Source organism: Pseudomonas argentinensis (genome assembly GCF_001839655.2).
Taxonomy (GTDB): Bacteria; Pseudomonadota; Gammaproteobacteria; order Pseudomonadales; family Pseudomonadaceae; genus Aquipseudomonas; species Aquipseudomonas argentinensis_B.
In genome coordinates, this window is record NZ_CP056087.1 from 2,466,336 (window position 1) to 2,489,957 (window position 23,622).

Here is a 23,622-nt window from a genome sequence, read left to right on the forward strand (position 1 = left end):
GCAGTCCGCAGTGCGCTCTCTTGTTCTTGCCGCTTGAGGCTTGCGGCTTGAAGCTCAATGTCCGCTTCTGCCTTGTAGGAGCCTCTTTGATGTCGCCTAAAAAGATCGCGAACAGATTCTAATCAAACCCGACTCCCGAGCAATTCGGCACGCCGTATCCAGTTCTGCCGCTGGCTTTCCGAGGACGGGCGCACTGGCGAGAACGTCTCCAGGCGGTGTGTTTTGATGCCGCAGAAGCCGAGGATGGTGCGCTTCATCTGACGATGGGCCGGCGCGCCGTAGATCCAGTGAAAGTACCAGCGCGGCGTGTCGAGGGTGACCAGCAGATCGGCGCTGCGACCGCCGAGCAGCTTGTCCCAGCGCTGCGAGTCGCTGCGGTACTTGAAGGCGAAGCCGGGCAGCAGCACCCGGTCGAAAAAGCCCTTGAGCTGGGCCGGCAGGCCGCCCCACCAGACCGGGTAGACGAACACCAGATGCTGGGCCCAGTGGATCTGGCGCTGCGCCTCGAGCAGGTCCGGCTCCAGGGCCTGGCTCTGGCTGTAGCCCTCGTGCAGCACCGGATCGAAGCTCATCTCGCTCAGGCGCATCTGCCGCACCACATGGCCCTCGGTGCGTGCGCCCAGGGCGTAGGCCTCGGCCAGGGAGTGGCAGAGGCTGTCGCTTTTCGGCGAGCCGATGATCATCAGGATCCGCTTGCCATCACCCTCCAGCGGGGTGGCGCCGCTCTTGGCGCCGTCAGTCATGTTGGCCGGCCTCCAGCATGGTTTCCGGGCGCACCCAGGCGTCGAACTGCTCTCCAGTCAGGTGGCCCAGCGCCAGCGCCGCCTCGCGCAGGGTGGTGCCCTCGTTGTAGGCCTTCTTGGCGATTTCCGCGGCGTTGTCGTAGCCGATATGCGGGTTCAGCGCGGTGACCAGCATCAGACCGCGTTCCAGGTGTTCGGCCATGCGCGGGGCGTCGGGCTCCAGGCCCAGCACGCAGTGCTCGCGGAAATTGCGGCAGCCATCGGCCAGCAGGCGGATCGATTGCAGCACGTTATGGATGATCACCGGCTTGTAGACGTTGAGCTGCAGATGGCCCTGGCTCGCCGCGAAACCGATGGTCACGTCATTGCCCATCACCTGGCAGGCGAGCATCGACAACGCCTCGCACTGGGTCGGGTTGACCTTGCCGGGCATGATCGAGCTGCCCGGCTCGTTGGCCGGCAAGCGCACTTCGGCCAGGCCGCCGCGTGGCCCGGAGCCGAGCAGGCGCAGGTCGTTGGCGATCTTCATCAGCGCCACGGCCAGGGTCTTCAGGGCGCCGGACAGCGCGGTCAGCGGCTCGTGGCCGGCGAGGGCGGCGAACTTGTTCGGGGCGCTCTTCAGCGGCAGGCCACTGAGGGCCGCCAGTTCCGCGGCAATCGCCTCGCCGAAGCCGGGCGGCGAATTCAGGCCGGTGCCCACCGCCGTGCCGCCCTGGGCCAGTTCGCAGACCGCCGGCAGGGTGGCGCGAATCGCCTGCTGGGCCATCTCCAGCTGGGCGACGAACGCCGACAGCTCCTGGCCGAAGGTGATCGGCGTGGCATCCATCATGTGGGTGCGGCCGGTCTTCACCAGGCGGTTGTGGCGCGCGGCCTGGTCGGCCAGGGCTTCGGACAGCTCGGCGATGGCCGGCAGCAGGTCGCGCTGCACGGCGCCGGCGGCGGCGATATGCATGGCGGTGGGGAAGCAGTCGTTGGAACTCTGCGCCCGGTTGACGTGATCGTTGGGGTGCACCGGGCGCTTGCCGCCCGGCGGGTTGCCGGCGAGCTCGTTGGCGCGCCCGGCGATCACCTCGTTGACGTTCATGTTGCTCTGGGTGCCGCTGCCGGTCTGCCAGACCACCAGGGGGAACTGCGCGTCGTGCTGGCCGGCGATCACCTCGTCGGCGGCCTGCTCGATCAGCCGGGCGATGTCCTGGGGCAGGTCGCCGATGCGGTCGTTGATACGCGCGGCGGCTTTCTTAATCAGCGCCAGGGCATGCACCACCGCCAGCGGCATGCGCTCCTCGCCAATCGCGAAATTGATCCGCGAACGCTGGGTCTGGGCGCCCCAGTAGGCATCTTCAGGGACTTCGATGGGGCCGATGCTGTCGGTTTCGGTGCGGCTCATTGCGGGACTCTCCGTCGCTGTTCAAGCTCGTTAGGCTGCGCCGGCGGCGACACGTTCCAACTACCAGCGCGTTCGGCTCGTGCCTATCCAACCCTGGGCGGCGCGTACCGGCACCCGCTCGCCCAGGGCATTGCGCAGCAGGCCGTCGTACTGGCCGAACCACTCATGGGTGTCGGCATACAGCAGGCCCAGGCCGAGGCGCGGTCTGGCGACATGGGCCTGGCGTGGGGTGAAGGTGAGCTCGACCTGGCCGTCCTCGGTGCACAGCTGCCAGGGCGCCAGGTGCGCCTGGCGCGTCTGGCTGATCTGCACGGCCTGCTCCAGATGCAGCAAGGCACCGCCGAACCACAGGGCGTTTTCCGTCAGCCCGCTGTGCTCGGTCCAGCCGCTGCCGAAGTTGCCGCCGATGCCGCCGGGCGCGGCGAACACCGCGCGCGTCCATTGGCTGTACAGCGGCCAGACGCCGCGGCCGAAGTCCATGGAGGCGAAGCTATGGCCACTGGCGCACTCATAGTCCCTGGCGCCCAGGTGCACGCTGCCGGTGACGGGCAGGCCCACCTGGCGGCAGGTGGCATGAAAGCCCTTGTTGCCGAACGGCACCACCAGGTTCACCGATTCCAGGTGAGCGGGGCGCTGGATGTCCAGGGCCAGGTGCAGGGGCTGGCCGCCGATATTCGGTGAGGTGGCGGTCAGCCGCACGCGGCCGGGGTACTCGTTGAAATGCAGCTGCAGGCGCGAGTGCTCGAAGGCGTGACCACCCTGAGGCGTGTCCGGCAGGTGGCAGCCGCGGGCGAGCAGGCTGAGCTGGTTGAGGGCTACATGGTGGCCGCTGCCCAGGTCGAGAAAGTAGGCGGCGCCATAGCCGACGTAGTCGAGATCGGCCTGGATCAGCGACAGCGTCCAGTCCGGGGTGCAGATGTTCCAGTGATTCCAGCGCTTGCGACGCCCCAGGTTGCCCGGCAGCGAGCAGTCGACCCGCGGCTGCGACGACCAGCCGACGGCCTCGGGGTTGAGTCGCCCGCGTGCGTCGCACAGCGGGATCGGCGGTGAGGGAGCCAAGGGGCTATTCATTGGGCACGTCCATGTGTGCATGAAGAGAGCCACCGAGCATGCAGCTGTCCGGCGTGGCGGGCAAGTACTGGCAGTTTGAACTGCGTGGCAAGGGTGCGCCAGTAGACATTTCGCGCCAGTTGATGACCGTCGATGGGCGCAGAATTGGCCCGCGGCCCTTGCGAAAAGGCTTGAGAGGCGCGGCGCCGGGGCACAAAATGCGCCGCTGTCGGTCAAAGCACCTCACCCTCGTGATCAGGAGTACCCCGATGTCCCGTATCCCCGCGCTCTGCATTGCCGCTCTGATGGCCGTCGGCAGCACCCAGGTGCTGGCCGATGCCCGCAGCCATGCCGCCGATGCCGAGCGCTTCCTGCAGCTCGCCAACGCCGACAAGCTGGCTGTTCCGGTTTACGCCCAGGTGCAGCAGATGTTCGCCCAGCGCTTCGCCGAAACCAAGGCGCCGGAGAGCAAGAAGGCCGTGCTGGAAAGCTACCAGGCCAAGGCCAACGCCGAGCTGGACAAGGCGGTCGGCTGGGACAAGCTCAAGCCGGACATGGTCAAGCTGTACACCAGCAACTTCAGCGAGCAGGAGCTCAAGGACCTGATCGCCTTCTACCAGTCGCCCCTGGGCCAGAAGGTGCTCAAGCAGATGCCGGCGCTCACCGCCCAGTCCGCACAGATCACCCAGGCCAAGCTGGAAAGCGCCGTACCGGCGGTCAACAAGCTGCTCAGCGACATGGGCAACGAACTGGGCGCCAAGAAGCCCTGATACCCGACGTGGCCGGCCTGGTGCCGGCCACAGCCTTCCCCGGAGCCCGCAATGCCCAAGATCGACCAGCTGCGTAACGCCTTTGTCGGCCTGCAGCCCGAGCACCTCGAGGTGCTGGACGAAAGCCACATGCACAGCCGTGGCCTGGAAACCCATTACAAGGCGGTGATCGTCAGCCCGCAGTTCGACGGCCTGAATGCCGTCAAGCGCCATCAGAAGGTCTATGGCGTGCTGGGCGAGCTGATGGGCCAGGTGCATGCGTTGGCCTTGCATACCTACACTCCCCAGGAGTGGGCCCTGCAGGGCGCTGCGCCGGATTCGCCGACCTGCCGGGGCGGCAGCAAGCACGACCAGTGAGCCTCACGATTTCTGCGGGGTAGGGCGCCCGCGCCTTAATCGCCGCTGGCGAAATCGGTTCAAGCGCAGTCCTGGGTATCGCTTCGCTCGACCCAGGCTACGTTGCGGCTTATCGTCATCGCCGTGGAAGCGGGCCGCGCCCGCGATTCGCGCGCATGGACCGGGCGTCCCCGCACGTTCCCACACTCCTGCCGGCCGCGCTCCAGTAAGGTGGGTCACGTTTCACGACCCACCAAAGCATCCAACAGCCAGTGCCGGCTGGCTGTTTTCTGCTTGTAGCTCATGAATTACGGTGCTGCAGCGCCGCTTACCACTCGACCACGATCTTGCCGAAATGGCGGCCGCTTTCCTGCAGGCGGAAGGCGTCTGCCAGCTTTTCCAGTGGGAAGCTCTGATCGAGGATCGGCCGCACGCCGGACTGCTCCAGCGCGCGGACATAGTCCTGCTGGTGGCGACGGCTGCCGACGATCAGCCCCTGCAGGCGTACCTGCTTGGCCATCAGCAGGGCAGTCGGCACCTCGCCCTGACGCCCGGTCAGTACGCCGATCAGGGCGATATGACCGCCCACGCGTACCGCCGTGATCGATTGCGCCAGGGTGCCCGGGCCGCCCACTTCGACCACCTGGTCCACGCCGCGGCCATCGGTCAGCTCCAGCACGCGCTTGCCCCAGTCCGGCGTCTGCCGGTAATTGATGGTGTGATCGGCGCCCAGTTGGCGCAGGCGCTCGAGCTTTTCGTCGGACGAGGAGGTGGCGATCACCGAGGCGCCCATCATCCTGGCTATCTGCAGGGCGGCGATGGACACGCCGCCGCTGCCCAGCACCAGCACGCTGTCACCGGCCTTCAGCCCGCCATCGACGACCAGCGCCCGCCAGGCGGTCAGGCCCGCCGTGGTGATGGTCGCCGCCTCGGCATGGCTTCCAGCCACGCGGGGCATGGGTGAAAGCGCTGGCCGCGCGCACCGCATACTGGGCCGCGAAGCCGTCGATGCCATCGCCCGGGGTGCCGGCGAAATGGCTGACCGGCGCGCCCGGGTCGCCGTCCGGCCACTGCGGAAAGAAGCCCGACACCACATGATCGCCCACCTGGAACTCGCCGACCCCTTCGCCCACGGCCTCGACCATCCCGGCGCCGTCGGCCATCAGCACCCGGCCATCAGCGGTGGGGGCTACCGCCATTGGCCACCAGCAGGTCATGGAAATTCAGCGAACTGGCGTGCAGGGCAACGCGAATCTGGCCGGGGCCGGGCTGGCCGGGGTCGGCGATATCGACCACGTCGATGTTGTTCAGGCCTGCGGGTGTACGCACGACGACGGCTTTCATGGGCAGTTCCTCCTGTAGCAGCCAATAGGCGTGATCGATGGCCGCGCGTGAGGCCGCCATTCCTTCTCGACAGTACCCATCACAGGGCGTTCCGGCGGCGCGCACTACACCTGGGCGGCCAAGACCAGTAAACTGCACGGCCCATTTCTCCACTGCACCTCACCCCATGCCCAGGCGACGCCACCGGGCAGTGCGCTGCGTTGCCGAAACGGCCTGGATTTCGTACCCAGTCCGCCCTTTGCGAGGGCGACTACTGAAGGACATCTGCAATGACCGACACCACCACCATCGTCGTCGCCGCGCTCTACAAGTTCGTGTCCCTGCCGGACTACGAGGCGCTGCGCCAACCCCTGCTCGACACCCTGCTGGCCAACGGCATCAAGGGCACCCTGCTGCTCGCCGAAGAGGGCATCAACGGCACCGTGTCCGGCAGCCGCCAAGGCATCGACGGGCTGTTCGCCTGGTTCGCCCGCGACCCGCGCCTGGCCGACGTCGACCACAAGGAATCGTACTGCGCCGAGCAGCCGTTCTACCGCACCAAGGTCAAGCTGAAGAAGGAGATCGTCACCCTCGGCGTGCCGGGCGTCGACCCCAACCAGCGGGTTGGCACCTACGTGGAGCCCAAGGACTGGAACGCGCTGATCAGTGACCCCGAGGTGCTGCTGATCGACACGCGCAACGACTACGAGGTGTCGATCGGCACCTTTCAGGGCGCCATCGACCCCAGGACCAAGTCCTTCCGCGAATTCCCGGACTACATCCGCGAGCACTTCGATCCCGCCAGGCACAAGAAGGTGGCGATGTTCTGCACCGGCGGCATCCGCTGCGAGAAGGCCTCCAGCTACATGCTCAGCGAGGGCTTCGAGGAGGTCTATCACCTCAAGGGCGGCATCCTCAAATACCTCGAGGAAGTGTCCCAGGAAGAGACCAAGTGGCAGGGCGACTGCTTCGTTTTCGACAATCGGGTGACCGTGCGCCACGACCTCAGCGAGGGCGATTACGACCAGTGCCACGCCTGCCGCACACCGGTGTCGGTCGAGGACCGCGCCTCGGAATTCTTCACCCCCGGGGTCAGCTGCCCGCACTGCTGGGACTCGCTGCCGGAGAAGACCCGCGAGGGCGCCCGTGAACGTCAGCGGCAGATCGAACTGGCGAAAGCGCGTAATCAGCCCCATCCTCTGGGCAACAATCCCCGTCAGAAAAACGAGGCCTGAGCCATGGACGCGCGCCTGCTCTACGTGATGGACCCGATGTGTTCCTGGTGCTGGGGCTTCGCGCCGGTGGTCGAGGCGCTGGCCGCCCAGGCCGCCGAGCGCGGCGTGCCCATGCAACTGGTGCTCGGCGGCTTGCGCCGTGATCAGGTGGCCATCGACGCGGCGGCGCGGGTGCGTTACCTGGGCTATTGGCAGGCGGTCAACGCCAGCACCGGCCAACTGTTCAACTTCGACGCCGGCTTGCCCCTGGGCATGCGCTACGACACCGAGGCAGCCTGCCGTGCGGTGGTCACCGTGCGCAACCTCGATGCGCCGAGCGCCTGGCCCATGGCGCAACGCATCCAGCAGGCCTTCTACCAGCAGGGCGCCGACGTGACCCTGGCCTCGACCCTGGTGACGCTGGCCGAAGACGTCGGCATTCCGCGGATCGAATTCGCCGAGGCCTTCGACAGCGAGGCCCAGCACCGCGCCACCGCGGCCGATTTCACCTGGGTGCAGGATCTGGGCATCGCCGGCTTCCCGACGCTGCTGGCCGAGAAGGGCGGGCGCCTGGCACTGCTCACCAATGGCTACCAGCCGCTCGATGCCCTGGCGCCACTGCTCGGCCGCTGGCTTGAGCACGCCGTCGATGGTTGATCGCCTGAGCTGGGCGGAAATCCGTCGCCTGGCCCTGCGCCACAAGCGTGCGTTGATCCTCGCCAACCTGGTCGCCGTGCTGGCCACCCTGTGCAGCGTGCCGATTCCCCTGTTGCTGCCGCTGCTGGTCGACGAGGTGCTGCTCGGCGACGGCAATACCGCGCTGCAGGTGATGGACAACTTCCTGCCCGCGGCCTGGCAGGGCGCTGTGGGCTATATCCTGCTGATGCTGGGGCTGACCTTCCTGCTACGCGGCGCCGCGCTGCTGTTCAACGTGGTGCAGGCGCGGCTGTTCGCGCGGCTCGCCAAGGACATCGTCTACCGCATTCGTATCCGCCTGATCGAGCGACTCAAGCGCATTTCCCTGGCCGAGTACGAAAGCCTCGGCGGCGGCACCGTGACCACCCACCTGGTCACCGATCTCGACACCCTGGACAAATTCATCGGCGAAACCCTGAGCCGTTTTCTGGTCGGCGTGCTGACCCTGGCCGGCACTTCGGCGATCCTGCTGTGGATGCACTGGAAGCTGGCGCTGTTGATCCTGCTGTTCAACCCGCTGGTGATCTACGCCACGGTGCAGTTGGGCAAGCGCGTCAAGCACCTGAAGAAGCTCGAGAACGACAGCACCTCGCGCTTCACCCAGGCGCTGACCGAGACCCTCGATTCGATCCAGGAAGTGCGTGCCGGCAACCGCCAGGGCTACTTTCTTGGTCGCCTCGGCGGGCGGGCCCGTGAGGTGCGCGACTACGCCGTGGCCTCGCAGTGGAAGACCGACGCCTCGAATCGCGCCAGCGGCCTGCTGTTCCAGTTCGGCATCGACGTATTCCGGGCTGCGGCGATGCTTACCGTGCTGTTCTCCGACCTGTCCATCGGCCAGATGCTCGCGGTGTTCAGCTACCTGTGGTTCATGATCGGCCCGGTCGAGCAACTGCTCAATCTGCAGTACGCCTTCTATGCCGCCGGCGGTGCGCTGACCCGCATCAACGAGTTGCTGGCGCGGCGTGACGAGCCGGATTACATCGGTGGCGCCGATCCCTTCAAGGATCGTGATACCGTTGGCATCGAAATCCGCGACCTGACCTTTTCCTACGGCGAGGAGCCGGTGCTGACCGGCCTCAACCTGTCCATCGCGCCAGGCGAGAAGGTTGCCATCGTCGGCGCCAGCGGCGGCGGCAAGAGTACCCTGGTGCAGCTGCTGCTGGGGCTGTATACGCCCCAGGCCGGGGTGATCCGCTATGGCGACAGCAGCCAGGAGCAGATCGGCCTGCCGGCCATTCGCGAGCACGTGGCGGTGGTGCTGCAGCACCCGGCGCTGTTCAACGACACGGTGCGCGCCAACCTGTGCATGGGTCGCGAGCGCAGCGACGAAGCCTGCTGGCAGGCGCTGACCATCGCCCAGCTGGCAGAGACGGTTCGCCAACTGCCGCAAGGCCTGGATACCCTGGTCGGGCGCTCCGGCGTGCGGCTGTCCGGCGGTCAGCGGCAACGCCTGGCCATTGCCCGCATGGTGCTGGCCGACCCCAGGGTGGTGATTCTCGACGAGGCCACCTCGGCCCTGGACGCCGCCACCGAATACGCCCTGCACCAGGCGCTGGGGCAGTTCCTCGATGGCCGCACCACGCTGATCATCGCCCACCGCCTGAGCGCCGTGAAACAGGCCGATCGGGTGCTGGTGTTCGATGGCGGCAGCGTCGCCGAAGACGGTGACCACCGCCAGCTGATCGCCGAGGGCGGGCTGTACGCCAAGCTCTACGGCAACCTGCAGCACTGAGCAAGCGCGGCCTGCGTGCAACCCAGGCGCGCAGGCTATTGCTACTCGTGGGGCAGCTTGCTGCCCCACAGCTGGATCGCCTTGGTGCGTTGCACGCTGGCGCTGACCGCCTTGTCGATTTCCTGGTTGTAGTCGTCCAGCCAACTGCGCGAGCCGGGGATCATGTCCGCCAGGTCGCGCATGCCATTCTTCAGCGCCTGCAGGCTTTGCTGGTAGCTCTGTTCCTGGCCGAGCAGAGTGCGGCCCATCAGCTTCAGGGCGGCTATGTCCTGGGCGGGCGGCGCCGCCGGTGCCACCGCGGCCGCAGGAGGCGGCGGCGGTGGCGTGGCGGCCAGTTTCAGCAGGGCGTCCTGGCGCTTCTGATCTTCCTTCAGGGCGGTTACCTGCTTTTCCAGTTCCTCGGCATGGTGCTGCAGCGCCGCAAAGGCCTCCGGGTCGAAGGGCGGTGGCTCGTCGGCAAGCATCTTCACCACCGCCGAGGTGGCCAGGCTGGAGAGGATGATGAACAGCAGCAGGGCCAGGGCGAAGATCAGGATGCGGTTGAGGCGGTTGGCCTTTTCCAGCCTGGCCAGGCGCTCCTCGTCACTGGTGGGCGCCAGGTCGAATGCGGCGGGTGCGCTCTCGGCTTCGGTAGGCGTTTCACTGCTCATGGCGGCCTCATTGTCATGGCGCTGATGGATGCTGTCATTCTGGCAGTGTTTTCATCGATCTGCCCGCGCATCGCCATCATCCTGTCGGCAGGCTAATCGACCAGGTTGTAAAGAAAGGTTTACGCATCTGGCCAATCGACAGGTGCGCGCGCAGCGCTTGGCCGCCCGCTGCGCCGCCATGTATCGAAGCCTTGCCATTGGCAGGCGCAGCGCCTGCCTTGGACGAGCCAGGCGGCCTTGCTCGGGGGCGGTGTCTCAATTGTCATGGCGGCATAACGACAACGAGGACGACCCCCATGAACGCCGTGTCCAGAATCGAACAGCACAACCCCATCGGTACCAACGGTTTCGAGTTCGTCGAATTCACCGCGCCGACGCCCGAAGGCATCGAGCAGCTGCGCCAGCTGTTCACCGCCATGGGCTTTACCGAGACCGCCAGGCACCGCAGCAAGCAGGTGTGGCTGTTCCAGCAGCACGACGTCAACTTCGTGCTCAATGGCAGCCCGACCGGGCACGTGCATGCCTTCGCCGAAAAACACGGGCCCAGTGCCTGCGCCATGGCGTTTCGGGTCAGGAATGCCGCCCAGGCCGCGGCCTACGTGAAGGAGCAGGGCGCCACCCTGGTGGGCAGCCACGCCAACTTCGGCGAGTTGAACATTCCCTGCGTCGAGGGCATCGGCGGCTCGTTGTTGTACCTGGTCGACCGTTATCCCAACGAGAGCGGCGAGCAGAGCATCTACGACGTCGACTTCGAGTTCATCGAGGGCCGCGCGGCCAATGACAACGCCGTGGGCCTGCAATGCATCGATCACTTGACCCACAACGTCAAGCGCGGGCAGATGGACGTCTGGTCCGGCTTCTACGAGCGCATCGCCGGCTTTCGCGAGATCCGCTATTTCGATATCGAGGGCAAACTCACCGGCCTGCTGTCCCGGGCCATGACCGCGCCGTGCGGCAAGATCCGCATCCCGATCAACGAGTCGGCAGACGACAAGTCGCAGATCGAGGAATTCATCCGCGAGTACCACGGCGAGGGCATCCAGCACATCGCCCTGGCCACCGACGACATCTATGCCACGGTGCGCCAGCTGCAGGCCAACGGCGTGTCGTTCATGAGCACCCCGGACACCTACTACGAGAAGGTCGATCAGCGCGTGGCCGGCCATGGCGAGCCGCTGGGCGTGCTGCGCGAACTGAACCTGCTGATCGACGGTGCCCCCGGCGATGACGGCATCCTGCTGCAGATCTTCACCAACACGGTGATCGGCCCGATCTTCTTCGAGATCATCCAGCGCAAGGGCAACCAGGGTTTTGGCGAGGGCAATTTCAAGGCGCTGTTCGAGTCCATCGAAGAAGACCAGCTGCGTCGCGGTGTGATCAGCGAGGAGTGAGGCCATGAGCCGCAAATGGATCAGCTTTCCCCTGCGTGAAGGCGAGCACTCGCGCCAGGCCCACTGCGATTTTCCCGCCGACACCTACGAGCGGGAAATGGGCCGCGAGGGCTTCTTCGGCCCGGTGACGCACCTGCACCACAAGCATCCGCCCACCGGCTGGGTCGACTGGCAGGGGCCGCTGCGGCCCCACGCCTTCAACTTCAACCGGATTCCCAGCGAGCACGACTGCCCGTTCGAGGCGCCGTTGACCCTGCACAATGCCGACATTCGCCTGCGCGTGTGGAAGACCGCCAGCGCCATGCCCCACCTGGTGCGCAACAGCGACGGCGACGAGTTGCTGTTCGTGCACGATGGTGCCGGGCATTTCTACTGCGACTTCGGCCACCTGGAATACCGCGATGGCGATTATCTGGTGATTCCCCGCGGCACCGCCTGGCGCCTAGAACCCACGGTACCCAGCCATTTCCTGCTGGTCGAGAACACCGATGGTGCCTATCAGCTGCCAGACAAGGGCCTGCTCGGCGGCCAGGCGATCTTCGACCCGGCGGTGCTCGACCACCCCCATATCGATGACGCCTTCAAGGCCCAGCAGGACGAAAACACCTGGCAGATCCGCATCAAGCGGCAGGGCCGGATCAGCACCGTCACCTATCCCTACAACCCCCTGGATGCAGTGGGCTGGCACGGCGACAACACCGTGGTAAGGGTGAACTGGCGCGACATCCGCCCGCTGATGAGCCACCGTTACCACCTGCCGCCCTCGGTGCACACCACCTTCGTGGCCAAGGGCTTCGTGGTCTGCACCTTCACGCCGCGGCCGGTGGAGTCCGACCCCGGCGCGCTCAAGGTGCCGTTCTTCCACAACAACGACGACTACGACGAAGTGCTGTTCTACCACCGCGGCAACTTCTTCAGCCGCGACAATATCGAGGCCGGCATGGTCACCCTGCACCCCTGCGGCTTCCCCCATGGTCCGCACCCCAAGGCGCTGAAAAAGGCGCAGACCGACCCGGCCACCTTCGCCGAGGAAGTGGCGGTGATGATCGACACCCGCCGCGCCCTGGAGGTCACCGAGGCCGCTGCCGCGGTGGATGTCGCCGAATACGTGAATTCCTGGCGCGCGCCAGGCAAGGAGTCCTGATGAAACTGGCATCGCTGAACCATGGCCGCGATGGCGCCCTGCTGGTGGTCTCCCGTGACCTGTCCCGCGCGGTGCGCGTGGCGCAGATCGCCCCGACGCTGCAGGCCGCCCTGGACGACTGGGCGAGCAGGCGCCCGCAACTGGAAGCGGTGTACCAGCGCCTCAACGACGGCCTTGAGGCCGAGGCCTTCGATTTCGACCAGGGCGTCTGCCACAGCCCGCTGCCACGGGCTTACCACTGGGCCGATGGCAGTGCCTACGTCAACCATGTCGAGCTGGTGCGCAAGGCCCGCGGCGCGGAAATGCCGGAGTCCTTCTGGCATGAGCCGCTGATGTACCAGGGCGGCTCGGACTCCTTTATCGCGCCCCAGGCGCCGATTCGCCTGGGTGACGAAGCCTGGGGCATCGACCTGGAGGCCGAGTTGGCGGTGATCACCGACGACGTGCCCATGGGCGCCACGCCGGCCCAGGCCGCCGGGCATATCCAGTTGCTGATGCTGGTCAACGACGTGTCGCTACGCAACCTGGTGCCCGGCGAATTGGCCAAGGGCTTCGGTTTCTACCAGAGCAAGCCGTCGTCGAGCTTCTCACCGGTGGCGGTCACCCCGGACGAGCTGGGGGACAGCTGGCGCGACGGGCGGGTGCACCGGCCGCTGGTGTCGCATATCAACGGCGCGCTCTTCGGCCAGCCCGATGCCGGCACCGACATGACCTTCGACTTCCCGACTCTGGTCGCCCACGCCGCCCGCACCCGGCCCCTGGGCAGCGGCACCATCATCGGTTCGGGCACCGTCTCCAATTACGACCGCAGCGCCGGCTCCAGCTGCCTGGCCGAAAGGCGCATGCTCGAAGTGATCGAATGCGGTGAGGCGAAGACGCCATTTCTCAAGTTCGGCGACCGGGTGCGCATCGAGATGTTCGACGGCGCCGGGGCGAGCATCTTCGGTGCCATCGACCAGGTGGTGGAGCGCTATGACACCCACTGACCCGTAGGAGCGGCTTTAGCCGCGAGCTGTCGGCGCCTCAAGCCCGATCGCGGCTGAAGCCGTTCCCACCAGGTCATATATAGGAGTCCGCCATGTTGAAACTCTATGGCTACTGGCGCTCCAGCGCCGCCTACCGGGTGCGCATCGCCCTCAACCTCAAGGGCCTGGCTTACCAGCAGGTGCCGGTGCACCTGGTGCGAGATGGCGGCGAGCAGCATGGCGAAGCCTATCAGGCCCTGAATCCCCAGGGCCTGGTACCGCTGCTGGTGGACGAGGAGAACGGCGATGCGCGTATCGCCCAGTCCCTGGCGATCATCGAGTACCTGGAGGAAATCTTCCCGGTGCCGGCCATCCTGCCGGCCGACCCCGTCGAGCGTGCCCAGGCTCGCGCCCTGGCGCTGCACCTTGCCTGCGATGTGCATCCGCTGAACAACCTGCGGGTGCTGCAGTACCTCAGCCATGAACTGGGCGTGGACGATGCCGCCAAGAACGCCTGGTACCGCCACTGGGTGGCCGCAGGCCTGGCGGCGGTGGAGCAGGGGCTGGCGGCGTATGACGATACTTTTTCCCTGGGCACGCGGCCCGGCTATCTGGAAGCCTGTTTGATCCCACAGGTGTACAATGCGCGCCGTTTCGACTGTGACCTCGATGCGTATCCACGCATCCTCGCGCTGACCGCCCGTTGTCAGGCCCTCGAAGCATTCCGGCACGCCGCGCCGGATGCCCAGCCCGACGCGCAGTGAGCGGCAAGCACTCAAGCCATTCCGCAAGGCCACGAGCCAGGCGGGTTCGATCCCGTCACGGTCGATCACCCACAGGTGACAGATGCCAAGCGAAATGCTCCAGACCGGCCCGCTCAAGCGCGGCCTGAAGAACCGCCACATTCAGTTGATCGCCCTGGGCGGTGCCATCGGTACCGGCCTGTTCCTGGGTTCTGCCGGGGTGATGGCCTCGGCCGGGCCGTCGATGATCCTGGGTTACGCAATCGGCGGTTTCATCGCCTTTCTGATCATGCGCCAGCTTGGCGAAATGATCGTCGAGGAGCCGGTGGCCGGCTCGTTCAGCCATTTCGCCCATAGCTACTGGGGGCCGTTCGCCGGCTTTCTGTCCGGCTGGAACTACTGGGTGCTCTACGTGCTGGTGGGCATGGCCGAGCTGACGGCGGTGGGCAAGTACGTGCAGTACTGGTGGCCGGAGATCCCCACCTGGGCGACCGCGGCGGCGTTCTTCGTGCTGATCAATGCCATCAACCTGACCAACGTGCGGGTATTCGGCGAGGCCGAGTTCTGGTTCTCGATCATCAAGGTGGTGGCGATCATGGGCATGATCCTGCTCGGCTGCTACCTGCTGTTCAGCGGCGCGGGCGGTGAGCAGGCGTCGGTCAGCAACCTGTGGAGCCACGGCGGCTTCTTCCCCAATGGGGTGTCCGGGCTGGTGATGATGATGGCCATCATCATGTTCTCCTTTGGCGGCCTGGAACTGGTGGGCATCACCGCCGCCGAAGCCGATCAGCCGAAAACCGTGATTCCCAAGGCCATCAATCAGGTGGTCTACCGCATCCTGATCTTCTATATCGGTGCGCTGACCGTGCTGCTCTCGCTGCACCCCTGGGACGACCTGGTGGCGACCCTGACCGCCGGCGGCGACTCCTACGGCAGCAGCCCCTTCGTGCAGATCTTCTCGCTGATCGGCAGCGACACCGCCGCGCACCTGCTCAACTTCGTGGTGCTCACCGCTGCATTGTCGGTCTACAACAGCGGCGTGTACTGCAACAGCCGTATGCTCTACGGCCTGGCCGAGCAGGGCAACGCACCCAAGGCGCTGCTCAAGGTCGACAAGCGCGGCGTGCCGGTGCTGGCGATCTTCTTCTCGGCGCTGTTCACCCTGATCTGCGTGGTGATCAATTACCTGGTGCCCAAGAGCGCACTGGAGCTGTTGATGTCCCTGGTGGTCGCCGCCCTGGTGATCAACTGGGCGATGATCAGCCTGTCCCACATCAAGTTCCGCAAGGCCATGCAGGCCAAGGGCGTCGAGCCTTCGTTCAAGGCCTTCTGGTTCCCCTTCGCCAACTACCTGTGCCTGGCCTTCGTGCTGTTCATCCTGGGCGTGATGCTGTTCATCCCCGGTATCCGCATCTCGGTGTTCGCCATTCCGTTCTGGCTGCTGTTCATCTGGGGTTGCTACCAGATCCGCCAGCGCCGCCTGGCTCGCTAACCGCCTGCTGAGCTTCATCCCCCCGCAGCGCAATGCTGCGGGTGGCATTTGTGCCTACTCGTCGACGCCCGTGTACCCGTTGTAACCTTTTGTCGCAGGCGCGGGCATATGCACGGCCATGTGCCGGTATAGTGGCGACTTGCTGGCGCCAGCGAATGGTGTTTTTTCGCTCAGGCTTTGCCCCACGCGGCCGATTAACTTCCTGAAGCCATGGTCGCGCGGTCACGAAGTACCCGCGCAGCGCAATCTATAAAAACAAATGGAGCCGCTTGGATGTTGCATTCTGCCACTCGACTGTTCGTTGACCTTTCCGTCGGCAAGAAACTTCTGGTCGGTTTTGGCCTGGTACTGCTGTTGACCGTTACCGTGACGGCCAGCGGCTTCGTCGCCGTGCAGGCGGTGATGAGAGGCCACGCCCAGTCCGTATCGCTGTCGACCATCGACGCGCAGATTCTCGGCGCTCGGCGCATGGAGCGCGACTACGCGATCAGCCACAGCGAAGCCGATGCCCAGCGCATGCGCGAGCAGCTGGCCAAGGTGCGCGCCGGGCTGGCCGAGCAGATCGCCGCGGCCACCTCTGCCGAGCGCGAGCGTCTGCAGGCCATGGACCTGGCCACCGCCGACTACCTGCAGCAGTTCGATGCCAGCGTGCAGCAACAGGCGCGTGCCAACGAGGCGCGCAAGCAGATGGACGATGCCGCCCAGGAGGCACGCAGCCAGTTCGAGATGATCGAACTGGGCATGTACGACGCCGTGCGGGAGCTGCGCCTGGCCGGCGACCAGTTGCGCGGCAGCGACCCGCTGACACTGGCGGAAACCGCTTCCAACCTCAGCAAGCGCATGCTCGAACTGCGCGGCCACGAAGGCCAGTTCATCATCGATGGTTCGCCCTCCGCGCTGGAAGACTGGAATTTCGTCGGCTACGACCTGCAGTCCTCGGCCAACGGCCTGATGGTGTGGCTCGACGACGACCAGAAGCGCGCCATCGAAGCCGCCCTGGTGGCGCTGACCAACTACCAGCAGGCGTTCACCAACTTCCAGCAGGTGCACGAGCAGAGCCTGGCCAGCGATGCCGCCATGCTCGAGCAGGCCGACCAGGTATTGGCGCTGTCCGAGCAGGCCAAGAACATCGAAGAGCAGGCCATGAGCGGAGACAGCCGCAACGCCATCCTGCTGCTCGGCAGCATGGGCCTCGCGGCGGTACTGATCGGTCTTTTCGCCGCTTACACCATCAGCCGCTCCATCGTCGCGCCGCTGCGCCAGACCGTGGAGTTCGCACGGCGTATCGCTGGCGGCGACCTGAGCCAGGATCTGCCGCCGAACCGCCGTGACGAACTGGGCCAGTTGCTTGAGGCCATGCAGGGCATGACCCGCAGTCTGCGCGATCTGGTCGGGCGCATTGGCAACGGTGTCGGGCAGATCGCCGCGGCCGCCGAGCAGCTGTCGGCGATCACCGCCCAGACCAGCGCCGGCGTGCAGACCCAGAAGGTTGAAACCGAACAGACCGCCACCGCCATGCACCAGATGGCCGCTACCGTGCAGGAAGTGGCGCAGAACGCCGAACAGGCCTCCCTGGCCGCCGCTGACGCCGACCGCGAAGCGCAGCAGGGCAACCAGGTGGTGCAGCAAGCCATCAGCCAGGTCGGCAAGCTGGCCCAGGAAGTCGAGCAATCGGCCGAGGCCATGCAGGCCCTGAATCAGGAAAGTGGGCGGATCGGCAGCGTACTGGAAGTGATTCGCGCGGTGGCCGAACAGACCAACCTGCTGGCGCTCAACGCCGCCATCGAGGCCGCCCGCGCCGGTGACCAGGGCCGCGGCTTCGCGGTGGTCGCCGACGAGGTGCGCGCCCTGGCCCGGCGCACCCATGACTCGACCCAGGAAATCGAGAACCTGATCGCCAACCTGCAGCGCCTCGCCAATGGTGCCGCCACGCAGATGGAGGGCAGCCGTGAGCTGACCCAGCGCACCGTGGCCCTGGCGGGGGAGGCCGGTGATGCCCTGGGCCGCATCACCCAGGCGGTAAGCACCATCGAGCAGATGAACCAGCAGATCGCCGCCGCCGCTGAAGAGCAGAGCGCCGTGGCCGAGACCATCAGCGAGAGCGTGACCCGGGTGCGCGATATCGGCGAGCAGAGCGCCAGCGCCAGCCAGCAGACCGCCACCTCGAGCGCCGAGCTGGCGCGCCTCGGGGTCGAGTTGCAGGGCCTGGTGCGGCAGTTCAGAACCTGATGTCGTAGGTGTCCGGGAAGAGGCTTCCCGGTTATCGCTTCGCTCCACCCGGGCTACGGTCTGGGCTCATGTTGCGGGCTGCATGGGTAGCCCGGCTTGAGCCAGCGATACCCGGACGCCTTCCCGCCTATCGCAACCCGGCGCCGTTACAGCGCCGGGTCGCCTTTGTCGCTCGCGGAGCTGGCGGCTTTGCGCCCCGGTGCCAGGTCGCTGGCGGACGAACCATCAGCGTGCGGATCATGGTTCAGCTCGCTGGCCCACAAGGCCAGGGGCACGGGCGTCGCCGGCTGCCAGAGGCGTTGCCAGAGCAGGGCCAGGCGCTGCATGTCGCCGCGCTCCGATGGCCAGCGTTCGATATAGGGCTGCACCTGCCAGGCACCGTTCTGCCAGTGGGCGAAGTCGAAGCGAAACGGATGGAAGCCGGTCATGCCCAGGCGAATGTCGGTCACCACCAGGTGATCGCCGATCCGGTCATAGCGCAGCACGTCATTGGTGAACCACTTCAGCCGCTGATGGGCAGGCGAGTCGTCCAGGGCCTGGCCCAGCGCAGCCCCGCGCGGCATGCGTTCCAGCACCGGCGGTGCGCTGTCGAACCAGCCGACCAGTGCTTCGTGATAATCCTCGCCCTCGATCGCCACCACGCGCCACAGCAGCGTGTTGAAGGGGGTCGGTGAGCTGAAGATGGCCTCGACCTCGATACCCTGGCGCGCCAGTTCCTGCTCCACGCGGTGTTCGGCCATGTACTTGCCGCCCAGCGTCGAGGCGAGATACAGGGTGGAAAATGCCAGGGCCCAGTTGACCACCGGGTTGGCCTTTTCCTTCAGGCCGGCGATCAGCCCGTAGATCACCGCGCCCAGCAGTGGCAGGCTGTAGATCGGGTCGATGATGAAGATGCTCGACCAGGCCGCCGGCGTCGGTGCGAAGGGCCAGAGCAATTGCGTGCCGTAACTGGTGAAGGCATCGAGAATGGGGTGGGTGGTCAACACCAGCCAGATCGCCAGGAACAGCCTTCGTGTCGAGTAACCCGGATTGGGTCGCCATTGCCTTGTCAGCCAGGTCAGCAGCAGGGCGAAGCCGGTCAGCACGAACAGCGAATGGCTGAAGCCACGGTGGTAGGTCATGGCCGCCACCGAGTCGCCGTAGTCGATGACCACGTCGAGATCCGGCAGGGTACCCAGCACGGCGCCATACAGCAGGGCCTTGCGCCCTTGCCAACGCCCCAGCAGTGCGCCCTGGATGCTGGCGCCAAGTACGGCCTGGGTAATCGAATCCATGGGTATTCTCGTGAGCTGTGGGAGGCGGTCGCTTAACTTACTTGAGCGCCTCACGGGGCGTAGAGGGAAATTTCAAGCAAAGGTTTCAGCCATGCTGGCGTCTACCCTGGGCTATCCTGCACGCCCACCGCAAACAAGGCGCCCCATGCTGGTCATCTCCCACAGTGTTCATCTGCCCGAGGATGAAGTCGAACTCACCGCCATTCGCGCCCAGGGCGCTGGCGGGCAGAACGTCAACAAGGTGTCCAGCGCCATGCACCTGCGCTTCGACAGTCAGGCGTCCTCATTGCCGCCGTTCTACAAGGAACGGCTGCTGGCCCTGCGCGACAGCCGCATCACCGCCGATGGCGTGGTGATCATCAAGGCCCAGCAATACCGCACCCAGGAACAGAACCGCGCCGATGCCCTGGAGCGCCTGGCCGAGCTGATTCGTTCGGCCGGCAAGACCGAGAAGGCCCGCCGCCCGACCAAGCCGACCCTGGGCTCGAAAAAGCGTCGGCTGGAGGGCAAGACCAAGCGCGGGGCGATCAAGGCGGGTCGGGGTAAGATCGACTTCTAATAGCCTGTTCATGATCGCTCAGCCCAGATTCGCCGATTTTGGCAGTTAAGTGGCGGAAGCAGCCGCAAGCTCCAAGCTCCAAGCTACAGGTTAAAAGCAGTCCGCAGTGCTCTCTCTTGTTCTTGCAGCTTGAGGCTTGCGGCTTGAAGCTCAATGTCCGCTTCTGCCTTGTAGTTGCTGCTTCAGGCGCATAACGATCGTGAACAGGCTCTGAGCCGGGCGCTCAATCCCACTGCGGCGCGAAGTCCGGATTGGCCAGGCGCTCGCCGCGCTCCAGCCCCGCGATTGCGGCCATGTCCTGTTCGCTGAGCGTGAGCTTCAAGGCGCCCAGGTTGCTTTCCAGGTTGGCGCGCTTGGTCGACGAGGGGATCACCGCGAAGCCCTGCTGCAGCGACCAGGCCAGCGCCACCTGGGCCGGATTGGCGGCATGCCGGCTGGCGATTTCCTGGATCACCGGATCGGTCATCACCTTGCCATAGGCCAGCGGCATATAGGCGGTCAGGTGAATGCCGTGCTCCTGGGCGAACGCGACTACTTTGCGGTTCTGCAGGAAGGGATGGATTTCCACCTGGTGGGTGGCGATCTGCTCTGGACCCGCCACTTCCATGGCCTGCTGCAGATGGGCGTTGGTGAAGTTCGACACGCCCAGTTGCGCGGTCAGGCCAGCAGCCTTGGCTTCCAGCAGGGCGGCCATGTATTCGGCCACCTGGATTTCATCCTTGGGCGAAGGCCAGTGGATCAGCGTCAGGTCGACCTGCTCCATGCGCAGCTTGTGCAAGCTCTCTTTCAGGCTGGGGATCAGCTTGTCGGCACCCAGGTTGTCGACCCAGATCTTGGTGGTGACGAACAGTTCGCTGCGCGGCACGCCGCCGTCGGCGATGGCCTGGCCGACCTCGGCCTCGTTGCCGTAGATCTGCGCGGTGTCGATATGCCGGTAGCCGAGCTGCAGACCGTTGCGTACCGAGTCGATGACCTGCTGGCCCTTGAGGCGGTAGGTGCCGAGGCCGAGGGCGGGAATCTGCTTCATGTGTCGCTCCTGTCTAGCGGGTGGCTGTCTGTAGCTGACCGCACTGCCCGTGGGTGGTTTCGGGTTTCTTGGGCCAGTGTGTGCCATGGACTTGTGCGGAAAAAGCGGGTTTCATGGCAAACATATTTGCTCCATGGTCACGAATGCCCCATGAAAACCTCCCTCGATGAACTTCTCGCCTTCAGCACCGTGGTCGCCGCCGGCTCGATCAGCGCGGCGGCGCAGCAGTTGGGCCAGACGGCCTCGGGCATCAGCCGCGCCCTCAGCCGGCTGGAAGAGAAGCTCGACGTCACGCTGCTGCAGCGCACCACCCGGCGTCTGGAACTTACCGAAGAAGGGCAGGCCTTTCTGCTGCAGGCGCGGCGCATCATCGCCAGCGTCGAGGAGGCCGAGGAGCAGATGCGCGTGCGCCGGCAGACGCCGGCCGGTCGCTTGCGGGTCAACGCCGCGGCGCCCTTCGTGCTGCATGCGGTGGTGCCATTGATAAAAGGCTTTCGCGAGCGCTACCCGAATATCGAGCTGGAGCTGCACAGCAGCGACCAGATCATCGACCTGATCGAGCAGCGCACCGACGTGGCCATCCGTATCGGCCAATTGCGCGACTCGACCCTGCATGCGCGGCCGCTGGGCAGCAGTCGTCTGCGGGTGCTGGCCAGCCCTGCTTACCTCGCTGCCCACGGCGCACCCGATAACCTCGAAGCGCTGCAAGGCCACAGCCTGCTTGGCTTCACCCAGCCCGATAGCCTCAACCGGTGGCCGCTGCGCCACGCCGGGGGCGAAAGCCTGGACATCGTGCCGACCCTGCAGGCCTCCAGCGGCGAAACCTTGCGCCAACTGGCCCTGGAAGGGGTGGGCATCGTCTGCCTGGCGGACTTCATGACCCACCTGGACCGCGGCCGTGGCGACCTGGTGCAGGTACTGGCCGAGCACACCGTGGAGGCTCGCCAGCCGATCCACGCCGTGTACTACCGCAACACCGCGCTCACCTCGCGCATCACCTGTTTTCTCGATTACCTGAGCAGCGAATTGGGCACCCTGTCCTGAGTCTTTTCGCGCTGGAGAGTGGCCTTGTCACGGGCTCGTCCCGGACGGCTTGAGGCCCCGTGTCCACTGGCCTGCAGGGTAGGGCCAACAACCTGCAGATAAAGGCGGAACTGGCTGTGTGCCACATGGGTCTAGGATGATGGTTGATAAGGAGATACCAAAATGACCAAATCCCCGTTCTTTCGTCGTCTGGCTGCCATGCTGGCAGTGTTCCATGTCCTGATGATCGCCCAGGTTCCGCTCGCCAATGCCGCGATGATCGGCACGGGTGAAGTGCTGACCGAACAGCAACAGCAGGTCGACCGTCAGCAACTGCTGTCGATGCTCGACGATCAGCAGGTCAAGGACAAGCTGCTCGCCATGGGTGTGGAGCGTGATCAGGTAGAGAACCGCATCAACAACCTGACCAGCGCCGAACTCGCGCAATTCAACCAGCAACTGTCCGAAGCCCCGGCAGGTGCCGGTGTGGTCGGCATCATCGTGTTGTTCTTGGTGATCTTCATCATCACCGATATGCTCTGCGCCACCGACATCTTCAGTTTCGTGAAATGCGTAAATCGTTAAGACTGCTCTGCGCTTCACTTCTGATCGTCCTGCTCAGCGCATGCGCCAGGTCTCCGGTGTTGTCACCGGAGACCCAGCGCCTGCCTGAGCGGGTCGAACTCAGTAGCGTTCCCTTCTATCCGCAGACCGCCTACCAGTGTGGGCCGGCCGCCCTGGCGACCATGCTCAACCAGCGCGGCGTGCTGACCACGCCGGGCTTTTTGCAGGACCAGGTCTACATTCCCGGTCGTGAAGGCAGCCTGCAGGTCGAGATGGTCGCTGCGGCGCGTGCCCACGACCTGCTCGTCTACCCGCTAAAGCCCAGGCTCGACTCGCTGCTCGCCGAAGTGGCTGCCGGCAACCCCGTGCTGGTGCTGCAGAACCTGGGTTTCGACTGGTACCCGCAGTGGCATTTCGCAGTGCTGGTGGGCTACGACCGTCGTGAAGAGAAACTCATCCTGCGTTCCGGTACCACGCGGCGCTGGGTGACCGAGTTCGCCGCTTTCGACAAGACCTGGGCCCGTGGCAATCGCTGGGCGGTGGTGACCCTGCCGCCGGATACCTTGCCGGCCACGGCAGAGCCGACCGTATGGCTCAAGGCCGCGGCGGATCTGGAAGAGGTCGGCCGCAAGGATGTCGCCCAGCACGCCTACCGCACCGCGACCCAGCGCTGGCCCGAACAGGCCGTGGCCTGGTTCGCCCTGGCCAACAGTCGTTATGCGGGCGGCGACTTGCGCGGCGCCGAAGCGGCATTTCGCGAGAGCGTCAGCCGCCAGGCGGATTTCGCGCCCGGCTGGTTCAACCTCTCCCAGGTGCTCGACGAACGCGGCTGCAAGACCGAAGCCACCAGCGCCCGCCAGTGCGCCCAGCGCCTGGCGCCGGACGATAAGCGCTTCAACGCTATCGGCAAGCAGGGCACTGCCAGCGAGCAGTGCGCAGCGCCCGTGGCCTGTCCGGTTCAGTAGCAGAGTGATGCGGGAAAGCAAACGGCGCCCATGGGCGCCGTTTTTGTTTGTGTCGCAAAAGAAGAGGGCGCAGGCCCCCACCTAATCTGGAAATCACCACATATCGTAGGAGCGCGCCATGCGCGCGAATTTCGCGGCATGAACTAGGCGTCCCCGCCCGCTCCCACAGGTTGGTCCGTAGGGCGGTGAAACGCCGGCCGCTCGTAGTCCGTAGGGCGGACCGGAACGCCGGCCGCTCGTAGCGTCAGCGAACAGTCCGCCGGTTCATGCCCGGTTCGACGCTCCAACCCGCGCCGGGCCCTTTGAAGGCGTACTGCTTCGCGAACGGAACGCCGCCCGGGACGC

General features: G+C 65.7%; 21 protein-coding genes and 2 pseudogenes. 16 read left to right on the top strand and 7 right to left on the bottom strand.

Translation table 11 applies throughout. The features are described 5' to 3' along the window. Positions 1–122 precede the first annotated feature (122 nt). The 3 genes from SA190iCDA_RS11075 to SA190iCDA_RS11085 are packed head-to-tail and all read right to left on the bottom strand — an operon-like array spanning position 123 to position 3,201. The gene (locus tag SA190iCDA_RS11075) at positions 123–743 is read right to left on the bottom strand and encodes an NAD(P)H-dependent oxidoreductase (RefSeq protein ID WP_070887019.1); all 621 of its coding nucleotides are present in this window, start codon (positions 741–743) and stop codon (positions 123–125) included. After that, the gene (locus SA190iCDA_RS11080; protein WP_070887018.1) at positions 736–2,130 is read right to left on the bottom strand and encodes a class II fumarate hydratase; all 1,395 of its coding nucleotides are present in this window, start codon (positions 2,128–2,130) and stop codon (positions 736–738) included. Before SA190iCDA_RS11080 ends, SA190iCDA_RS11075 begins: the two co-directional genes overlap by 8 nt. Before the next feature lie 60 nt (positions 2,131–2,190). Beyond that, positions 2,191–3,201: a DUF2804 domain-containing protein gene (locus tag SA190iCDA_RS11085; RefSeq protein WP_070887017.1), complete on the bottom strand. Its 1,011-nt coding sequence runs from the start codon at positions 3,199–3,201 to the stop codon at positions 2,191–2,193. Between the two features lie 248 nt (positions 3,202–3,449). Here SA190iCDA_RS11085 and SA190iCDA_RS11090 point away from each other — a divergent pair, with 248 nt between their 5' ends. Continuing rightward, positions 3,450–3,950, top strand: a complete 501-nt coding sequence (locus tag SA190iCDA_RS11090) for a DUF2059 domain-containing protein (protein ID WP_070887016.1) — start codon at positions 3,450–3,452, stop codon at positions 3,948–3,950. 51 nt (positions 3,951–4,001) lie between these two features. Then, positions 4,002–4,307 carry a BolA family protein gene (locus tag SA190iCDA_RS11095; RefSeq protein ID WP_070887015.1) on the top strand — a complete coding sequence of 102 codons (306 nt, stop codon included), beginning with the start codon at positions 4,002–4,004 and terminating at the stop codon, positions 4,305–4,307. Positions 4,308–4,614: 307 nt separating this feature from the next. Here the strand turns inward: SA190iCDA_RS11095 and SA190iCDA_RS11100 are convergent. Next, positions 4,615–5,630, bottom strand: a pseudogene (locus tag SA190iCDA_RS11100) (zinc-dependent alcohol dehydrogenase family protein). Between the two features lie 269 nt (positions 5,631–5,899). Between SA190iCDA_RS11100 and SA190iCDA_RS11105 the strand changes: the two are divergent. From SA190iCDA_RS11105 to SA190iCDA_RS11115, 3 genes are read left to right on the top strand one after another with little or no spacing between them, the layout of a single operon-like run. After that, positions 5,900–6,844, top strand: a complete 945-nt coding sequence (locus tag SA190iCDA_RS11105; RefSeq protein WP_070887014.1) for a rhodanese-related sulfurtransferase — start codon at positions 5,900–5,902, stop codon at positions 6,842–6,844. Between the two features lie 3 nt (positions 6,845–6,847). Further along, a complete protein-coding gene (locus SA190iCDA_RS11110) occupies positions 6,848–7,480 on the top strand; it encodes a DsbA family protein (RefSeq protein WP_070887013.1) in 633 nt (210 codons plus the stop codon). Beyond that, entirely contained in the window at positions 7,473–9,251 is a 1,779-nt protein-coding gene (locus SA190iCDA_RS11115; RefSeq protein WP_070887012.1) for an ABC transporter ATP-binding protein, read from the top strand. The genes SA190iCDA_RS11110 and SA190iCDA_RS11115 overlap by 8 nt, the downstream gene beginning before the upstream one ends. Positions 9,252–9,292: 41 nt before the next feature. Here the strand turns inward: SA190iCDA_RS11115 and SA190iCDA_RS11120 are convergent, their stop codons facing one another. Further along, a complete protein-coding gene (locus tag SA190iCDA_RS11120) occupies positions 9,293–9,901 on the bottom strand; it encodes a hypothetical protein (RefSeq protein ID WP_070887011.1) in 609 nt (202 codons plus the stop codon). A 296-nt stretch (positions 9,902–10,197) separates the two neighbouring features. On the opposite strand from SA190iCDA_RS11120, the gene hppD reads away from it, so the two are divergent. From hppD to SA190iCDA_RS23405, 7 genes and pseudogenes are all read left to right on the top strand, one after another. After that, complete coding sequence (gene hppD / locus SA190iCDA_RS11125; RefSeq protein WP_070887010.1) at positions 10,198–11,292, top strand: 4-hydroxyphenylpyruvate dioxygenase; 1,095 nt, start codon at positions 10,198–10,200, stop codon at positions 11,290–11,292. Between the two features lie 4 nt (positions 11,293–11,296). After that, positions 11,297–12,436, top strand: a complete 1,140-nt coding sequence (locus SA190iCDA_RS11130) for a homogentisate 1,2-dioxygenase (RefSeq protein ID WP_070887009.1) — start codon at positions 11,297–11,299, stop codon at positions 12,434–12,436. After that, entirely contained in the window at positions 12,436–13,422 is a 987-nt protein-coding gene (locus SA190iCDA_RS11135) for a fumarylacetoacetate hydrolase family protein (protein ID WP_070887008.1), read from the top strand. Before SA190iCDA_RS11130 ends, SA190iCDA_RS11135 begins: the two co-directional genes overlap by 1 nt. A 92-nt stretch (positions 13,423–13,514) precedes the next feature. Beyond that, on the top strand, positions 13,515–14,165 hold the full coding sequence (gene maiA / locus SA190iCDA_RS11140; protein WP_070887007.1) for a maleylacetoacetate isomerase: 651 nt from the start codon (positions 13,515–13,517) through the stop codon (positions 14,163–14,165). A gap of 82 nt (positions 14,166–14,247) precedes the next feature. After that, positions 14,248–15,636: an amino acid permease gene (locus SA190iCDA_RS11145; RefSeq protein WP_070887006.1), complete on the top strand. Its 1,389-nt coding sequence runs from the start codon at positions 14,248–14,250 to the stop codon at positions 15,634–15,636. Positions 15,637–16,821: 1,185 nt separating this feature from the next. After that, positions 16,822–16,962 (top strand): annotated as a pseudogene (locus SA190iCDA_RS23400) (HAMP domain-containing protein); the annotation flags it as partial. A gap of 198 nt (positions 16,963–17,160) precedes the next feature. Continuing rightward, entirely contained in the window at positions 17,161–17,865 is a 705-nt protein-coding gene (locus SA190iCDA_RS23405; protein WP_419203918.1) for a methyl-accepting chemotaxis protein, read from the top strand. A 146-nt stretch (positions 17,866–18,011) separates the two neighbouring features. On the opposite strand, the gene SA190iCDA_RS11155 is transcribed toward SA190iCDA_RS23405, so the two are convergent. Beyond that, positions 18,012–19,139 carry a metal-dependent hydrolase gene (locus tag SA190iCDA_RS11155; RefSeq protein WP_070887004.1) on the bottom strand — a complete coding sequence of 376 codons (1,128 nt, stop codon included), beginning with the start codon at positions 19,137–19,139 and terminating at the stop codon, positions 18,012–18,014. A gap of 145 nt (positions 19,140–19,284) precedes the next feature. Here SA190iCDA_RS11155 and arfB point away from each other — a divergent pair, with 145 nt between their 5' ends. Next, a complete protein-coding gene (gene arfB / locus SA190iCDA_RS11160; protein ID WP_070887003.1) occupies positions 19,285–19,698 on the top strand; it encodes an alternative ribosome rescue aminoacyl-tRNA hydrolase ArfB in 414 nt (137 codons plus the stop codon). 223 nt (positions 19,699–19,921) lie between these two features. On the opposite strand, the gene dkgB is transcribed toward arfB, so the two are convergent. Beyond that, the gene (gene dkgB, locus SA190iCDA_RS11165) at positions 19,922–20,725 is read right to left on the bottom strand and encodes a 2,5-didehydrogluconate reductase DkgB (RefSeq protein ID WP_070887002.1); all 804 of its coding nucleotides are present in this window, start codon (positions 20,723–20,725) and stop codon (positions 19,922–19,924) included. A gap of 150 nt (positions 20,726–20,875) precedes the next feature. Between dkgB and SA190iCDA_RS11170 the strand changes: the two genes are divergently transcribed. The 3 genes from SA190iCDA_RS11170 (at position 20,876) to SA190iCDA_RS11180 (ending at position 23,277) form a co-directional block, all read left to right on the top strand. Then, positions 20,876–21,769 (top strand): LysR family transcriptional regulator, encoded by an 894-nt coding sequence (locus SA190iCDA_RS11170; protein WP_070887001.1) that lies wholly within the window; start codon positions 20,876–20,878, stop codon positions 21,767–21,769. Positions 21,770–21,931: 162 nt separating this feature from the next. Beyond that, positions 21,932–22,333, top strand: a complete 402-nt coding sequence (locus SA190iCDA_RS11175) for a PA2779 family protein (RefSeq protein ID WP_070887000.1) — start codon at positions 21,932–21,934, stop codon at positions 22,331–22,333. Further along, a complete protein-coding gene (locus tag SA190iCDA_RS11180; RefSeq protein ID WP_070886999.1) occupies positions 22,318–23,277 on the top strand; it encodes a PA2778 family cysteine peptidase in 960 nt (319 codons plus the stop codon). The genes SA190iCDA_RS11175 and SA190iCDA_RS11180 overlap by 16 nt, the downstream gene beginning before the upstream one ends. The last annotated feature ends 345 nt before the right edge of the window (positions 23,278–23,622 follow it).

What these genes read in the sequence shown, in the direction of transcription:
- SA190iCDA_RS11105 (WP_070887014.1), top strand. Translation starts at nt 5,900, where the DNA reads ATGACCGACACCACCACCATCGTCGTCGCCGCGCTCTACAAGTTCGTG.
- SA190iCDA_RS11175 (WP_070887000.1), top strand. Translation starts at nt 21,932, where the DNA reads ATGACCAAATCCCCGTTCTTTCGTCGTCTGGCTGCCATGCTGGCAGTG.
- SA190iCDA_RS11155 (WP_070887004.1), bottom strand. Translation starts at nt 19,139, where the DNA reads ATGGATTCGATTACCCAGGCCGTACTTGGCGCCAGCATCCAGGGCGCA.
- SA190iCDA_RS11090 (WP_070887016.1), top strand. Translation starts at nt 3,450, where the DNA reads ATGTCCCGTATCCCCGCGCTCTGCATTGCCGCTCTGATGGCCGTCGGC.
- SA190iCDA_RS11120 (WP_070887011.1), bottom strand. Translation starts at nt 9,901, where the DNA reads ATGAGCAGTGAAACGCCTACCGAAGCCGAGAGCGCACCCGCCGCATTC.
- SA190iCDA_RS11110 (WP_070887013.1), top strand. Translation starts at nt 6,848, where the DNA reads ATGGACGCGCGCCTGCTCTACGTGATGGACCCGATGTGTTCCTGGTGC.
- SA190iCDA_RS11085 (WP_070887017.1), bottom strand. Translation starts at nt 3,201, where the DNA reads ATGAATAGCCCCTTGGCTCCCTCACCGCCGATCCCGCTGTGCGACGCA.
- SA190iCDA_RS11145 (WP_070887006.1), top strand. Translation starts at nt 14,248, where the DNA reads ATGCCAAGCGAAATGCTCCAGACCGGCCCGCTCAAGCGCGGCCTGAAG.
- dkgB (WP_070887002.1), bottom strand. Translation starts at nt 20,725, where the DNA reads ATGAAGCAGATTCCCGCCCTCGGCCTCGGCACCTACCGCCTCAAGGGC.
- SA190iCDA_RS11075 (WP_070887019.1), bottom strand. Translation starts at nt 743, where the DNA reads ATGACTGACGGCGCCAAGAGCGGCGCCACCCCGCTGGAGGGTGATGGC.
- maiA (WP_070887007.1), top strand. Translation starts at nt 13,515, where the DNA reads ATGTTGAAACTCTATGGCTACTGGCGCTCCAGCGCCGCCTACCGGGTG.
- SA190iCDA_RS11170 (WP_070887001.1), top strand. Translation starts at nt 20,876, where the DNA reads ATGAAAACCTCCCTCGATGAACTTCTCGCCTTCAGCACCGTGGTCGCC.
- SA190iCDA_RS11180 (WP_070886999.1), top strand. Translation starts at nt 22,318, where the DNA reads ATGCGTAAATCGTTAAGACTGCTCTGCGCTTCACTTCTGATCGTCCTG.
- SA190iCDA_RS11130 (WP_070887009.1), top strand. Translation starts at nt 11,297, where the DNA reads ATGAGCCGCAAATGGATCAGCTTTCCCCTGCGTGAAGGCGAGCACTCG.
- SA190iCDA_RS11095 (WP_070887015.1), top strand. Translation starts at nt 4,002, where the DNA reads ATGCCCAAGATCGACCAGCTGCGTAACGCCTTTGTCGGCCTGCAGCCC.
- SA190iCDA_RS11135 (WP_070887008.1), top strand. Translation starts at nt 12,436, where the DNA reads ATGAAACTGGCATCGCTGAACCATGGCCGCGATGGCGCCCTGCTGGTG.
- SA190iCDA_RS23405 (WP_419203918.1), top strand. Translation starts at nt 17,161, where the DNA reads ATGGCCGCTACCGTGCAGGAAGTGGCGCAGAACGCCGAACAGGCCTCC.
- SA190iCDA_RS11080 (WP_070887018.1), bottom strand. Translation starts at nt 2,130, where the DNA reads ATGAGCCGCACCGAAACCGACAGCATCGGCCCCATCGAAGTCCCTGAA.
- arfB (WP_070887003.1), top strand. Translation starts at nt 19,285, where the DNA reads ATGCTGGTCATCTCCCACAGTGTTCATCTGCCCGAGGATGAAGTCGAA.
- SA190iCDA_RS11115 (WP_070887012.1), top strand. Translation starts at nt 7,473, where the DNA reads ATGGTTGATCGCCTGAGCTGGGCGGAAATCCGTCGCCTGGCCCTGCGC.
- hppD (WP_070887010.1), top strand. Translation starts at nt 10,198, where the DNA reads ATGAACGCCGTGTCCAGAATCGAACAGCACAACCCCATCGGTACCAAC.